13 protein-coding genes are annotated in these 14356 nt (G+C 34.6%); 4 read left to right on the forward strand and 9 right to left on the reverse strand.

Annotated elements, in window-relative coordinates; all coding sequences use genetic code 11:
- Positions 1–110: 110 nt before the first annotated feature.
- Both CXF67_RS05240 and lpxK read right to left on the reverse strand, forming a co-directional pair.
- A complete protein-coding gene (locus CXF67_RS05240; protein WP_102087787.1) occupies positions 111–377 on the reverse strand; it encodes a type B 50S ribosomal protein L31 in 267 nt (88 codons plus the stop codon).
- Positions 378–465: 88 nt separating this feature from the next.
- Complete coding sequence (lpxK, locus tag CXF67_RS05245) at positions 466–1476, reverse strand: tetraacyldisaccharide 4'-kinase (RefSeq protein ID WP_180957903.1); 1011 nt, start codon at positions 1474–1476, stop codon at positions 466–468.
- Positions 1477–1523: 47 nt separating this feature from the next.
- On the opposite strand from lpxK, the gene CXF67_RS05250 reads away from it, so the two are divergent.
- The 3 genes from CXF67_RS05250 to msrA all read left to right on the forward strand — a co-directional run bounded on the left by CXF67_RS05250 (position 1524) and on the right by msrA (position 4171).
- Positions 1524–2618: a Nif3-like dinuclear metal center hexameric protein gene (locus CXF67_RS05250; protein WP_102087789.1), complete on the forward strand. Its 1095-nt coding sequence runs from the start codon at positions 1524–1526 to the stop codon at positions 2616–2618.
- Positions 2619–2620: 2 nt separating this feature from the next.
- The gene (locus CXF67_RS05255; protein ID WP_102087790.1) at positions 2621–3403 is read left to right on the forward strand and encodes a zinc ribbon domain-containing protein; all 783 of its coding nucleotides are present in this window, start codon (positions 2621–2623) and stop codon (positions 3401–3403) included.
- Positions 3404–3520: 117 nt separating this feature from the next.
- Positions 3521–4171: a peptide-methionine (S)-S-oxide reductase MsrA gene (gene msrA, locus CXF67_RS05260; RefSeq protein WP_102087806.1), complete on the forward strand. Its 651-nt coding sequence runs from the start codon at positions 3521–3523 to the stop codon at positions 4169–4171.
- Positions 4172–4228: 57 nt separating this feature from the next.
- On the opposite strand, the gene CXF67_RS05265 is transcribed toward msrA, so the two are convergent.
- The 6 genes from CXF67_RS05265 to CXF67_RS05295 all read right to left on the reverse strand — a co-directional run bounded on the left by CXF67_RS05265 (position 4229) and on the right by CXF67_RS05295 (position 11144).
- Entirely contained in the window at positions 4229–4957 is a 729-nt protein-coding gene (locus CXF67_RS05265; RefSeq protein WP_145990390.1) for a T9SS type A sorting domain-containing protein, read from the reverse strand.
- Between the two features lie 4 nt (positions 4958–4961).
- Positions 4962–5516: a hypothetical protein gene (locus CXF67_RS05270; RefSeq protein ID WP_102087792.1), complete on the reverse strand. Its 555-nt coding sequence runs from the start codon at positions 5514–5516 to the stop codon at positions 4962–4964.
- A gap of 418 nt (positions 5517–5934) precedes the next feature.
- Positions 5935–6774, reverse strand: a complete 840-nt coding sequence (locus tag CXF67_RS05280; RefSeq protein ID WP_102087793.1) for an alpha/beta fold hydrolase — start codon at positions 6772–6774, stop codon at positions 5935–5937.
- A 128-nt stretch (positions 6775–6902) separates the two neighbouring features.
- Complete coding sequence (gene rpsA, locus CXF67_RS05285) at positions 6903–8732, reverse strand: 30S ribosomal protein S1 (RefSeq protein ID WP_102087794.1); 1830 nt, start codon at positions 8730–8732, stop codon at positions 6903–6905.
- Positions 8733–8903: 171 nt separating this feature from the next.
- Positions 8904–9821, reverse strand: coding sequence for a YihY/virulence factor BrkB family protein (locus CXF67_RS05290; protein WP_102087795.1), 918 nt, complete (start codon positions 9819–9821; stop codon positions 8904–8906).
- 150 nt (positions 9822–9971) lie between these two features.
- Positions 9972–11144, reverse strand: coding sequence for a GlmU family protein (locus CXF67_RS05295; protein WP_102087796.1), 1173 nt, complete (start codon positions 11142–11144; stop codon positions 9972–9974).
- 87 nt (positions 11145–11231) lie between these two features.
- Between CXF67_RS05295 and panB the strand changes: the two genes are divergently transcribed.
- On the forward strand, positions 11232–12050 hold the full coding sequence (gene panB, locus CXF67_RS05300; RefSeq protein ID WP_015025521.1) for a 3-methyl-2-oxobutanoate hydroxymethyltransferase: 819 nt from the start codon (positions 11232–11234) through the stop codon (positions 12048–12050).
- Positions 12051–12060: 10 nt separating this feature from the next.
- Here panB and tamL read toward each other — a convergent pair whose 3' ends face one another.
- Positions 12061–14337: a translocation and assembly module lipoprotein TamL gene (gene tamL, locus CXF67_RS05305; RefSeq protein ID WP_102087807.1), complete on the reverse strand. Its 2277-nt coding sequence runs from the start codon at positions 14335–14337 to the stop codon at positions 12061–12063.
- Positions 14338–14356 lie beyond the last annotated feature (19 nt).

Below are 14356 nucleotides of genomic sequence, written 5' to 3' on the forward strand. Positions count from 1 at the left end.
CTCAAGAAATAAATTCTTGAGGCTTTTTTTACTTTATTGTCATTAGAATTTAAAAACAAAAAAAAACCTCCAATTTGCATTGAAGGTTTTTATTATATACCAAAAAAGGGTTATGCCTTTTTATCTTCTTTTTTGAATTTCTTGTATTTGCTTTTAAACTTATCAATACGACCCGCACTATCAACAAGTTTTGTTTTGCCAGTATAAAAGGGGTGTGATGATCTTGAAATTTCAAGTTTTATAAGAGGATATTCTTGCCCATCAACTTCTAGAGTTTCTTTGGTTTGAGCTGTAGATTTTGTTAAAAACACATCTTCATTGGACATATCTTTAAACGCTACTATTCTATAATTTTCTGGATGTATTCCTTTTCTCATCGTATCGTCTTTACTAAATTAATTCAGATGGCAAATTTAAATAAAAGAATCTATTAAACAAGCAAATATTCGAAATGTTTGTAACTATCTATTCCAAATTTTCAAAGAGTTGCTTTTCTATATTTAATTTCAGTGAATCTGGATGATCTAGGATACGAGATTCAATTGGTAGATAGAATAATTTCTCAGGTGAGAACTCAGTTTTTAACCTCATATAGTCTTTTTGGGTTGTCAATAGTAAAGGTGATTTTTGAAGTCTTTGTATTTCCGTAACAGAAAATTCATGATGGTCTGGGAATTTTTCATGGCTAAACTCTTTATCCAAAGCTTTTAAATGACGCACTAAAGGGCTTGGATTAGCAATACCGGTCACAAGAGTGAAATTATTAAAACTATTGACATCTATTTTTTGAAGTGTATTCGTTACAAATTCAGAATAGTAAATTGAAGAAAATAACAACTTTTGATAAGGCTTAGGCCTCAACTGCAAAGCAATATCTTTTTGCTCTGTTTTACTTAAATCCTTTGGACACTTAGTGACTATGATCATGTCCGCTCGTTTTGCACCCGTTTGAAACTCTCTTAAATTTCCTGTGGGAAGTACAAAGTCTCTCACGTAAAGATCCTTATAAGTGGTGAGGACTATAGAAAAGTCTGGTTTGACTTTTCTATGTTGAAAGGCATCATCCAGAAGAATCATCTCCAGGTTTGGATAAGCGCTTATCAAATTGGAAATTCCTCTCTGCCGATCACCATCAACGGCTACCTTTAAGTCTGGGAAGTTTTTTTTGAATTGCAATGGTTCGTCACCAACGTCCAGTGAAGAATGATTAGTGTTAACCTCTATAAATCCCTTAGTAGTCCTCTTATACCCTCGACTTAAGGTTGCTAAGCTATAATCTTCGCCTAAGATCCTTACTAAGAGCTCAATCATTGGCGTTTTCCCTGTGCCTCCTGTATTTAGGTTTCCCACGCAGATAACAGGAACCGAATAAGACTTCGACTTTAAAAAACTATAATTATATAAAAAATTACGACTAGATAAAATACAGCCGTAAAGGACAGATAATGGAAAAAGGAAATATCTAAAGTATTTCATGATTGCAAAATTATAATTTTTAAATTTAGACATTAAATAAATTTCATATGATTGTAAAAGATTTTACGAATGCTTTAGAAGAACTAGCCCCTTCTTACTATGCTGAAGATTTTGATAACACAGGCCTTCTTATAGGAGAGTTCACTACAGTGGTGACCGGTGTTTTAGTCACTCTAGACACGCTTGAAACTATAGTTGATGAAGCTATTGAGAAAAAATGCAACTTGATTATTAGTTTTCATCCTATTATTTTTTCGGGCTTAAAGAAGTTGAACCGTAAAAACTATGTAGAGCGTGTAGTCCACAAAGCTATAAAAAATGATATCGCTATATATGCCATGCATACTGCTTTAGACAATGTTTATAATGGGGTGAATGGCATGATGTGTGAAAAACTTGGATTGATAAACACTTCGATCTTAATTCCAAAATCCAAAACAATCAAAAAACTCACCACCTATGTCCCAAAAGCAAATGCAGAAGTCGTAAGACATGCCTTATTTGACGCTGGCGGCGGTAATATAGGAAATTACAACTACTGCAGTTTTAATATAAACGGGATTGGTACTTTTAATGGAAATGAAGATTCCAATCCAACAATTGGAACACCTGGAGTCACACAATTTGAAGAAGAAGTCCAAATTAATATGATATTTTCATCTCATCTTGAATCTTCTCTCTTAAAAGCTCTTTTCAAGAGTCATCCTTATGAAGAAGTCGCCCATGAAATTGAAACTTTAGAAAACGTAGATCAACAGAGAGGGATAGGTATGATAGGTGAATTTGAGATAGCTAAAACTGCCGAGGAAGCTCTAAGGCATGTGAAGTCTGTATTCAAGACCACAACCATACGTCATTCCCAGTTCATTTCTAAAGATATAAAACGCATTGCGGTTTTAGGCGGTAGCGGAGCTTTTGCTATTGATCAAGCTAAAACAGCGAAAGCGGACCTTTACATCACTGCAGATTTAAAATATCACGACTTCTACAAAGCTGAAAATAGCATCATTTTAGCAGATATTGGGCATTATGAAAGCGAGCAGTTTACAAAAGAATTAATACATGCTTATCTTACGGAAAAATTTGCTAATTTTGCACTCGTTTTATCAAATAACAATACCAACCCGATTCAATATTTTTGATTATGGCTAAGAAAAAAGAGGTTACAGTAGAGCAGAAATTGAGAGCTTTATATGATTTACAGTTAATAGACTCACGTATTGACGAGATTAGAAATATGCGAGGAGAATTACCTCTTGAAGTTGAAGATTTGGAAGATGAAGTTGCTGGACTTACCAAAAGGATTGAAAAGCTAGAATCTGATCTTGAGATTACAGAAGAAAAAATAAAAGATAGGAAACTGTCCATCGTAGAAGCTGAAGCTATGATCAAAAAATACAAAGGACAGCAGGACAACGTGAGAAACAACCGGGAGTTTGATGCATTGACTAAAGAAGTTGAATTTCAAGAATTAGAAATTGAATTGGCTCAAAAACACATCAAAGAATTCTATGCTCAAATAGAACATAAAACAGTTGTGATTCAAGACGCTAAAGAAAAATTAGCAGAAAGACAAAATCACTTAGACCACAAAAAATCTGAGTTAGACAATATCTTAAAAGAAACTGAAAAAGAAGAAGATGCTCTTGCATTAAAATCAGATAAGTTTAAGAAAGACATCGAAGAGCGCTTGGTAAAAGCCTATACTAGGATTCGAAAAAATGTCAAAAACGGTATGGCTGTCGTGACCATACAAAGAGGGGCCTCTGGTGGTTCTTTCTTTACTATCCCCCCACAAGTTCAAGTTGAAATTGCTGCTAGACGTAAAGTAATTATCGATGAACACAGTGGAAGAATTCTTGTAGATCAGGAATTGGCTAGAGAAGAAGAGGAGAAAATGCAAAAGATGTTTACAAAATTGTCGTAATTTAAAATTTGCCTTATATCATAAAGCCCAAGTATATCTTGGGCTTTTTTTATGTCAAAATTTAACGAGACCTTAAAAAAAATCCTAGTTATAAACCCTATTTTTGGAACAAAAAAAATGAAATCATTTTATAGTTTAATTCTTATTTCCATTCTATTTGTGAGCTGTGGAAAAGCTCAGAATTCTCAAACAACAAGTAAACTGACTTCAGAAAGTTTTTCTGATGATACTTTTGATAGAGCTTACTTTGCAAGCGGTTGCTTTTGGTGTGTAGAAACCCTTTATGAGAGCGTAAATGGTGTAGAGGAAGTATTTTCTGGATATTCGGGAGGGACTACTAAAAACCCAACCTACGAGTCTAGCAATACGGGGAGAACTGGTCATGCTGAAGCTATAGAGGTTATTTATGATCCAAAAGTGGTAGCCTTTGAAACTCTTGTAGATGTGTATTTTGGATCTCAAAATGTGACACAGCAAAATGGACAAGGCCCTGATATTGGATCGCAATACCGTTCTATTATTTTCTATCAAAACGAGGATCAAAAAGCGATTATTGATACTAAAATCAAATCTCTTTCCAAAGACTACAACAAACCCATAGCGGCTGAAGTTATGGCCTTTGACAAATTTTGGATGGCAGAAGACTACCATCAGGATTATAAAGTCAATAACCCCAACAATCCTTACATCAGAAATGTGTCTGTCCCTAGGTTTACAAGATTTAAAGTGAGATTTCCAGAACTCTTAAAACCAAAATCTGAACGTTAAGCATAAAAAAAAGCCGCTAGTTAGTGGCTTTTTTTGATTGTACTATATTCTGTTGTATTAGTTTTTAATCAGTTTCTTAAGCGTTTTCTTACCTTCAGATGATGACAATTCAACAAAGTAAATCCCTTTAGCAAGTATTGAAATGTCATAGCTAGTTTTAGAGGCCTTTGGAAAGAACTCAAGCACCACTTGCCCCAATTCATTATACACTCTAATTTGTTGTAAGACGAGCTGACTTTCTACAGAGAAGTGGGAAGCCGCTGGATTAGGATAAAGTTGTACCGAACCAAAACCATTGACATCATTCGTAGATAAGGTTTCTGAATAATACACCGCTTGATCGTCATTGGTGTTTGTGATAATGAGTTTTTTAAGATTAGAAGATTCTTCAGTGATTTCATAAAAAAAAATTTGAGTAGCATTACCAGACTCAAACCAATAGAATTCTTCTATATACTTTATGTAAAACTCTGCATTTTCTTGAAGTGAGCATTCAGGGAATGTAGATGAAGCATCATCAGTTGAAAATGAATTAGAATTATTTTCAAATAAAATTTCACCAGCATAACCAAAGCATCCAGATGGAATTGGAACTGAATAAATAAAATCGACTTCAAACTCTAATGTGATATGATTTATTTCTTCATTATCAGGTGTTAAATAATCGACCTGATCTATCACTACTTTTTCGAGATACCAAATATTATCGAGAATTTCTGCGGTTTGGGCTTTGAGTTGAAATGAATTTAATAAAAGACAAAATAATATAAGACTAAGAATTTTCATAATATTAGTTTTTAATGAGGTTTTTAGATTCAATCACATTACCATCAGACACTAAAGTGATGGCATAAGTACCAGCTTGAAAATTGGATAAGTCAATAGTGAGTTCAGATGCATTTGAATATAATATGTAATTGTTGGATTGCGCATTACTCAAATCAGTTATCATTATATAGGATGAAGAATCACTGGCGACATGGTAATTGACTAGGACATTTTGAGTGGCAGAGTTTGGAGACAGACTCTTGATTTCAAAAGGAACACCTTCCTCTACAATATCCGTATAATCTTTGAACCCCTCTTTCTCAGCAATCATTTCAAGTTTGTAAGTTTTGGTAATATCTAGTGTAATTTCAAAATTTTGACCTGAATACATTAAATCGCCTTCAAGATCTAAAGAATTTTGATAAGCAGTACCATAAAAGCATAAAACTAAAGAGCCATCAGTATTTAGAAATTTACTTTGAGAAGATAAAGCATCATCTGTTTTTTCCTTGATATAATACTCTTTGAGACCTTGAGCATTAAGATAAATACTAGTTGTAAGTAAAAAAAGCAGCAAGTTTAATTTTATAGGGAAAAGTAGTTTTTATTTCATAATTAATTGATTTTAAATAAAGTTAAGTAAAAACTAAAGATTATTAAAATTTTTAACATTTATCCTTCAAATCTATTCCCTTTTACAATTCTGAAGAAAAACTATTATTCATAAAGTGCTTTTTAGGGTGACTAATGAATATCTCCTGCCAAAAAACGGAGATTCCTCGTCGAAGCAAAAAAAGCTTCTCTGTCGGAATGACAAAAGGATATAAGGTCAACAATTCTTATATGAGGAATGTATCCATTCCTAGATTTACACGATGTAAAGTAAGATTTTCAAAACTCTTAAAACCAAAACCAGAACGCAAATTTCAAATTTTAATTCACAAAAAAAGCCGCACTATTAGCGGCATTTTTTGTGATTCTATTGTAAGTTAGCTTTACTCTCCTTTAAGAAAATTAAGCAGAATTGAATTGAACTCAGAATGATGAGTGACCACAAGGCCATGTGGGGCCTCTTTTATAACCTTTAGTTGAGCATCAGAAATCAAACCTTTAGCTCTTTCAGCAGAAACTTCAATAGGAACTATTTGATCTGCATCTCCATGAACAAGTAAGGTTGGAATATCAAATTTTTTACAATCTTCTCTAAAATCTGTTTTACCAAAACTATCTACGCAATCCAAAGTAGCTTTTCGTGTACCTTGCATGGCTAAATTCCAAGTAAACTCTAGCATTGCTTCGCTTATTCTATCCCCTTTAAAGGCTTCGTAATTATAGAAATTTTTACCGAAGTCTTTGAAGAATTGAGGTCTATCTTTAAATATTCCTTCTTTCATTCCTTCAAAAACAGAGCTATCGACACCTTTATTATCTTCGGTATCCATCATAAATGGTGTAACAGCAGAAACAAGGATAGCTTTGGCGATAGATGAAGTACCATAATTACCAATATACCTGGCGACCTCTCCTCCACCCATAGAAAACCCGACGAGTATAACGTCTTTAAGTTTAAGAGTTTCTATCAAATCCTTTAAGTCTTTAGCGAGAGAATCATAATCGTAGTTCTCCCAAGGCTTAGAGCTTTGTCCAAAGCCTCTTCGATCGTAAGTTAAAACTCTATAGCCGGAATGGACAAGAACTTCAACCTGGTATTCCCACATCTTTTGGTTTAATGGCCAACCATGAATAAGAATGATAGGCTGCCCTTTCCCATAATCGCTGTAGGATAGTTTAATTGCCTTTGACTTTTCTAAAGATGATGTGTTCAATTCGTACATAATTCTGTTTTTATGTAATATAAAGAAAATGATAAAAGTTGAATTTAAATTTAAAAAAATTTAACCCTAAGCAAAAAAAAGCCTGCTCGAAAAGAGCAGGCTTAATTAAGTATGTAACAAACTTTTAATTATTTGTTTTCCATTCTATCTTTTAATGCTTGTAATTCAGCATTAGCATCTCCGAAAGTAGTTTTTTTAGATTCATCTTCAGACTTCTTAGCAGCCTTCTTCACAATCTGAGCTTCTTCTTCCTTAAAGACTGATGTATGGGAAGCTACAACACGTTTGAATTCTTTATTGAATTCAATTACGATAAATTCTGCAGATTCACCTTTTGCCAGTTTCGTTCCATCTTCTTTCTCGAGGTAACGTTGTGGTACAAATGCGGTCACATCTTCGTTAAACTCTACTGTAGCCCCTTTATCTACAAGATCTGTAACAGATGCTGTATGTTTAGACCCTACTGCAAACTCGTCAGAATATTTATCCCAAGGATTAGTTTCGGTTTGTTTATGTCCTAAACTCAATTTACGTCCATCAACATCTAATTCTAAGACAACAACATTAAGTTGATCTCCAACTTTACAGAATTCTGATGGATGCTTAATTTTCTTAGTCCAAGACAAATCAGAAATATAAATTAACCCATCAATTCCTTCTTCAAGTTCAACAAAAACTCCAAAGTTTGTGAAGTTTCTTACTTGTCCAACATGCTTGGAACCTACAGGATATTTAGTAGTAATGTCTGTCCATGGATCTGGCGTTAGTTGCTTGATACCCAATGACATTTTTCTGTCTTCTCTATCGAGAGTAAGGATTTTAGCTTCTACTTTGTCACCAACTTTTACAAAATCTTGAGCTGATCTTAAGTGAGTACTCCAAGACATTTCTGAAACGTGGATTAAACCTTCAACACCTTCTTCAACTTCGATAAATGCACCATAATCTGCGATTACAGTTACAGTTCCATTTACAACATCACCTATTTTCAGACCTTCATCAAGGGCATCCCATGGATGTTTATGTAATTGTTTTAAACCTAATTGAATTCTTGTTTTATCTTCATCAAAATCAAGAATAACAACATTTAATTTTTGATCAAGTTCAACCACCTCGTTTGGATGATTGATTCTAGACCATGATAAGTCTGTAATGTGGACCAATCCATCAACACCACCAAGATCGACAAAGACTCCGTAAGAAGTGATGTTTTTCACAACACCTTCTAGTACTTGTCCTTTTTCTAGTTGACCGATGATTTCTTTCTTCTGCTCTTCAATATCGGCTTCGATAAGCGCTTTGTGAGAAACAACAACATTTTTGAATTCATGGTTAATCTTAACCACCTTGAATTCCATGCTCTTTCCTACATAAGCGTCATAATCACGAATAGGCTTAACATCAATTTGAGAACCTGGTAAAAACGCTTCGATGCCAAAAACATCGACAATCATTCCACCTTTAGTTCTACATTTGACTAAACCATTTACGATAGTACCGTCTTCTTGAGCTTTATTAACACGCTCCCAAGCACGAATAACTCTCGCTTTTCTGTGAGACAGAATAAGTTGACCTTCTGCATCTTCTTTAATATCGATAAGAACATCTACTTTGTCACCAATTTTAAGATCTGGATTGTAACGGAACTCATTAAGAGAAATTACACCTTCACTTTTTGCATTGATGTCAATAATAGCATCTTGGTCGGTTAAGTGGACGACTGTTCCATCAACAACTTCGTTGTGTAAAGTGTCTACAAAGTTTTCCTCAACCAATTTTTCGAATTCCATCAATTGCTCGTCATCAACCTCATCAATACCTTCTTCGTATTTATGCCAATTGAAATCTTCAAGAAATTGTTTTGGATTTACTTGTTGTTCAGAAGGAGCTACGTTTTGAGTTTGCTCGTCTGAATCTGCAACAGATTGTTGCTCGTTAGTTTGTCTATCTTCAGCCATATGCTGATTAAAAATTTGTATTCTGTTCGTCCAGGAAACTCAAGCAAACTCGCAGAAGAGATTAAATTGTTTAAAATCAACCTTTTAAATGTTTCCTGTATTGCACTGAAAAGGCTTGCAAAAATACAGCAATTTTTTGATAACCAAAAGTTTAGGGAAAGATTTTAAAGATTAATCTTCGACTTCTATTTCTTTAACTTTTACAGCCTGAGCTTTAGCTATCACTCCCCCACCTATTTGTTCTGCTACATAATAGGTAATTTGAGCTCCAAATAGAAAAATGACCACTGAATAATACACCCAAATAAGAAGGATAACTAGGGAACCCGCTGCGCCATAAGTAGAACTGAGGTCGTTTGTACTCATATATAGGCCTATAAAGAATTTCCCAACAATAAATAAGACTGCTGTTATGATAGCGCCAGTCCAAGTATCTTTCCATCGAACATTAGCATCTGGTAGGATTTTATACATCAATGCAAAAATGATAATAAGAATAAGTTGAGATGTTATAATTTGAACAATAGAAATCAATTCAAGATTAAAGTCAGGAAAAACAGTATCTAATTTTCCAAACGTATAGGACACTATGGCATCCAAAACAAGCGAAACAACCAGTATAAAACCTATAGCAAGCACAACAGAAAAACTTAAAAGCCTATCGATGGCAAGTTTTAACCAACTTCTGTTTGGTTTTGGTTTGATATGCCAAATATGATTAATGGCTTTTTGAAGGCTTATAAAAACAGTAGTTGCACTAAAAACGAGTAGTAAGATCGCTACAGTCGCAGATATCTTACTATCTGAATTTAGAGCAAAATTTTCTAATATACTTTCCAAGGTCTGCCTAGATTCCTCACCTGCCACATTGGTGATTTGAGCAAAAAGCTCTTCTTTAATTTCCGCTCTTTGATATAGGCTTGCGCCAAGGTTAAGGATAATAATAAGAAAAGCGGGTAAACTAAAAATGGTGTAAAATGCTGTTCCTGCCGCAAAACTCAAAGACTCATTAGACGTGAAGTCCTTTACAGCATCTACTAAAATTTTAGAATACTTTAATCTTAAAAAAAATTTGATTTTTTTATTCATTTACTATTGACCGATGCTAATTAGAAAAAGTATAACCTATCTTATGCTTTGTGCATATGGTTTTATAAAATTAATAAGATGCGAGAGTAAATCTCTTATATCCAAATTGTCAGTTTAAGAAAATCTTCATTTATCCAAAGAATAACTAAACTAATCTCTTCTATGTGTTTTAGTGGACATAAAAATATGCTCAAGTATGCCTCTATCTATTTCAGACAGGGGTATGCCGCGTCTCTGCATCACTAACTCTGCAACTTCAAACACCTTCTCCAATTTATAAGTCATGGTTCCTTGACTTCCGCCCCAACTAAAACTAGGTATAAAATTACGTGGAAATCCGGATCCAAAAATATTGGCACTCACGCCAACACTAGTTCCTGTATTAAACATCATATTGATACTACACTTGGAATGGTCTCCCATAATCAATCCACAAAACTGAAGTCCAGTGTCTTTAAACCTAGAATTTTGGTGATCCCATAATTTAACAGTCGTATAATTATTTTTGAGGTTGGAGGTGTTGGTATCCGCGCCGAGGTTGCACCATTCACCAATAACAGAATTGCCCAAAAATCCATCATGACCTTTGTTAGAATAGCCTAGAATCATTGAATTACTTACCTCCCCACCTACTTTTGAATGTGGACCTACAGTAGTTCCTGTATACATTTTTGCCCCCATTTTTATAGTGGACTGTTCACAAAGTGCAAACGGTCCTCTAATGGCTGAATTCTCCATTACTTCTGCATTTTTACCGATGTAAATTGGACCTTCAGTAGCGTTTAATGTTCCATTATAAAGCTTTGCTCCTTCTTCTATAAAAATTTGTTCTTTGTTAAAGCAAGTCACCGTATCCGGTATAGGCTGTGACGTTCTCCCTTCAGTCACTAATTTGAAATCTGAGTGTATTGCAGAATGGTTTTTTGAAAACAAGTCCGTAACAGTTTGAATACAATCTACATCAAAATCGACTTGGACGCCTATAAAAGTTGACAGATCATTACTCCCCTCTTTAGTCAATAAATAGGCTATAACGATGTCTTCGTGCTTTAAAGCTTCACCTAATTTAAGATTTTTAATAGCCGCTAACAATGCAACTGAAGGCAAATATCGAGAGTTTATATACACGTTTTCATCCTCTAGATGTTCAGTGTATTTTGAGGCCAAATAGGCTTCTGTTTTATAAGAAGTTGAGGCCTTTAAGTGGTGTTCCCATTTTTCTTTAAGGGTATGAATTCCCAAACGAAGTTCTGATATTGGTCTCGTATAAGTTAAGGGTAAAAACTGTTGATGAAGATGATCGTCAAAGAGAATATAATTCATAAGTAAAAGGTTTTAAACCAAGTTAAGAAATCGTTTGAGCGTAAGGTTAAAAATAACTAATTTTGCTTTCCAAATAAAATGAAAATTATGTCAGTAGCCAAAAAACAATATAAGAGAATTACTGTAAAGTCCTTAATAGAGATGAAAGCGAATGCTGAGAAAATTTCTATGTTGACTTCTTATGATTTTACCATGGCCCAAATTGTGGATCAGGCAGGAATCGATGTAATTTTGGTGGGTGATTCTGCTTCTAATGTGATGGCTGGTCATGAGACTACTTTACCCATAACCTTAGACCAAATGATCTATCATGCTTCTGGAGTAATTCGTGGAGTTAAAAGAGCTTTGGTAGTCGTAGACCTTCCTTTCGGAAGTTATCAAGGTGATCCTAGAGAGGCTTTGCGTTCCTCCATAAGAATTATGAAGGAAAGTGGAGCCCATGCTGTCAAGATGGAAGGAGGTGGTGAAATAAAAGATTCCATAAAACGCATTTTAAAAGCTGGGGTTCCTGTGATGGGACATCTTGGATTAACACCTCAATCTATTTATAAATTTGGTGCTTATACCGTAAGAGCTAAAGAAGAGTATGAAGCGCAACAACTAAAAGAAGATGCTTTAATGCTTGAAAAAATAGGTTGTTTTGCAATAGTTCTTGAAAAAGTTCCTGCCAAGTTAGCTGAAGAAGTTGCTAAAAGTGTTCAAGTTCCTGTTATAGGCATTGGTGCTGGAGCTGGAGTAGATGGCCAGGTTCTCGTTCTTCATGATATGCTGGGGATGAATAAAGAATTCAACCCTCGATTCTTACGTCGCTATGCCGATTTAAATACGGTAATGACAGACGCTATCCAACAGTATAACAGCGATGTAAAGGCTGCAAAGTTTCCTAGCGATCAGGAACAGTATTAACTTTAGTTTTTTAAAAAGGGTATCCTATAGCAAAATTGAGAACGGGGCTTGAAGACTCAAAATTCCAAGATGTAGAGGGTTCTTTTATTGGAGAGGCCAAATCTAGCCTTATTACAAAGCCTTGGATGTCTACTCTTAATCCAAAGCCTATTCCAGCTCCCAACTCATTCATGAAACTTGAAGAAAACCTTCCTCCCGGGATAGCTTCATTGTCCTGCATAAGCCATACGTTTCCTGCATCTGCAAAAAAGGCAGCGTTAAGAAATTCAGTTATAGGAAACCTATATTCCAAATTGGCTTCCAATTTAATATCTCCAGATTGATCGAAAAAAGAGTTAGATCCATCCTCTGGAGAATAGGTTCCTGGTCCTAACGAGCGAATTCTAAAAGCTCTTACACTATAAGGACCTCCCGAAAAATATTGTTTTACAAAAGGGAGTGACTCTGTAGTTCCTAGCGGTTGACCGACTCCTCCAAAAATTCTAGCGACCAATTTTTGACGATTATTATCTAACTTTAAATGGTATCTGAATTCTATATCGGCTTTGAGGTAATGCGCATATTCCAAACCTAGGAAAATATTTTGTCTTTGGTCATTTTCAGATCCTACAAAGTTTAAAGCATTACCTGCCATATCGTAATTTGCCCTGAAATAAAGACCTCCACTTTTAGATTGGTCTACGATCTCATCGTAAGTGAAGTTATAGGTTAACCCTGCAATAAATTGCTGATCAAAACTTCGTCTCAAAAATGGATTTTCATCTAAGATTTGATCAAATTCAGCAGAGGTTTCCCCCAAGCTCACATATTGAATAGTAAGAGGTCTTAACTCGTGGGTGACATACCTGTTCCCTTCCCACAAGTAACCAAAGGAAGAGGAAACAGAATTCAATGTATAAAGTTGAGTCCTGTTTAAATAATCCAGACCAAAACTGACTTTGGTTTTGGGAATAGCATATTCAAAACTTTCACTAAGATCTATCGGGAAAATTAATCTTGGAAACAAAATTGAGGCATTTAGACCTAGCTGGATACTGCTTAATCCTTGATCACCAGTTCGACCAAAAAATTGCTGCTCGTATCCACCACTAGCAGATAATCGTAATAGTTCTCCTCCTTTAAAGAGATTTCTATTCGAGTACACCACACTTAAGTTTGGTCCAGAAAAATTATTAGACTTTGTGACCGCTTGTAATTCTAACCTTAATGATCTCTTATTCAAAGGAGATAAGTAGATATCTGCTTTTAGATGCCTGTTCCCCTCATTATTTTCAAGCGTATCTTTTTCTGTATAATTGATATTTACAAATTTATAGGTCTGTAAAGAGGATAATCGCCTACTGGTATATTTGGAAGTTTCGGGATTATAAGCTTTATTTAACTCAATCAAAACATAAGGCTCTAGCCGCTTTGGTTTAAAAAAGACGCTGTCCTGAATAAAATTATAACCCATATAATTTGTGGTATCCCTTGTCTCTGTTTCACTAGACAATAAACGATTGGGGTGGATATTTACCTCATCGACATTATAAGGAACTAATGATTTTTTGGGAACTTTAGTTTTAAGCCTTAAAAATAAATCGAATTTTCGGTGATCGTAGTGATTTGTATCTGCTTCAAAAATTAAAAAATTTGAATTAAAATTATAATACCCACGTTGCTTTAAATATTGATTTATCCGTTCTCGCTCTGCCTTTAGTAGAGTCAAATCGAAAAGACCATTTTCTTTTATAATAGAACTTTGTAATGAGGATTGAATGTCCTTGTAAATAGTTAGGGTATCCTCTAAAGTCTTTTGAAGTGTGTAAGACTTCATTCGGTAGGGTTTTGCTAAATCAATACTATACTTCACCGATATAGATCTATCTGTAGAGTCTCTTTCTACAGAAGACGTCACCTTACTTCCAAAATAACCACTATTCTGCAATCGATTAGCAAGAATATTTTCATCTGTATCAATATCAATAGATTCAAAATAATAAGGAACTTCGCCTATCTGTTTATCGAGAAATTTATTGATGAAACCAGAGTTTTCTTTTTGGGCTTTAAAATGATAATAAAGACCTAGACGCCTCCCTAAAAACGAGGAGTTAGCATTTCTCTTAATTGCTGAATTTAACTTTGATTTTAATTCGGATATCTCCTTAACCTCATCGGCATTGACTTCTATCTCTGCTCCTGTGAACAAAGTTTTATCTTGAGGTAAAAACTTATTAAGACGACATGAGGACGTCAACACGACAAGAATAATAAGGTATAAATATAGTGTTGATCTTTTTGTAAGCATAGTCATTTTTACTGTTTAT

Origin of the sequence: Psychroflexus sp. MES1-P1E (assembly GCF_002836055.1) — a bacterium.
Lineage (GTDB): Bacteria > Bacteroidota > Bacteroidia > Flavobacteriales > Flavobacteriaceae > Psychroflexus.

Bases quoted from the DNA above. Each gene is read 5' to 3' on its own strand.
- CXF67_RS05240 (WP_102087787.1), bottom strand. From the start codon at position 377: ATGAGAAAAGGAATACATCCAGAAAATTATAGAATAGTAGCGTTTAAA.
- lpxK (WP_180957903.1), bottom strand. From the start codon at position 1,476: ATGAAATACTTTAGATATTTCCTTTTTCCATTATCTGTCCTTTACGGC.
- CXF67_RS05250 (WP_102087789.1), top strand. From the start codon at position 1,524: ATGATTGTAAAAGATTTTACGAATGCTTTAGAAGAACTAGCCCCTTCT.
- CXF67_RS05255 (WP_102087790.1), top strand. From the start codon at position 2,621: ATGGCTAAGAAAAAAGAGGTTACAGTAGAGCAGAAATTGAGAGCTTTA.
- msrA (WP_102087806.1), top strand. From the start codon at position 3,521: ATGAAATCATTTTATAGTTTAATTCTTATTTCCATTCTATTTGTGAGC.
- CXF67_RS05265 (WP_145990390.1), bottom strand. From the start codon at position 4,957: ATGAAAATTCTTAGTCTTATATTATTTTGTCTTTTATTAAATTCATTT.
- CXF67_RS05280 (WP_102087793.1), bottom strand. From the start codon at position 6,774: ATGTACGAATTGAACACATCATCTTTAGAAAAGTCAAAGGCAATTAAA.
- rpsA (WP_102087794.1), bottom strand. From the start codon at position 8,732: ATGGCTGAAGATAGACAAACTAACGAGCAACAATCTGTTGCAGATTCA.
- CXF67_RS05290 (WP_102087795.1), bottom strand. From the start codon at position 9,821: ATGAATAAAAAAATCAAATTTTTTTTAAGATTAAAGTATTCTAAAATT.
- CXF67_RS05295 (WP_102087796.1), bottom strand. From the start codon at position 11,144: ATGAATTATATTCTCTTTGACGATCATCTTCATCAACAGTTTTTACCC.
- panB (WP_015025521.1), top strand. From the start codon at position 11,232: ATGTCAGTAGCCAAAAAACAATATAAGAGAATTACTGTAAAGTCCTTA.
- tamL (WP_102087807.1), bottom strand. From the start codon at position 14,337: ATGCTTACAAAAAGATCAACACTATATTTATACCTTATTATTCTTGTC.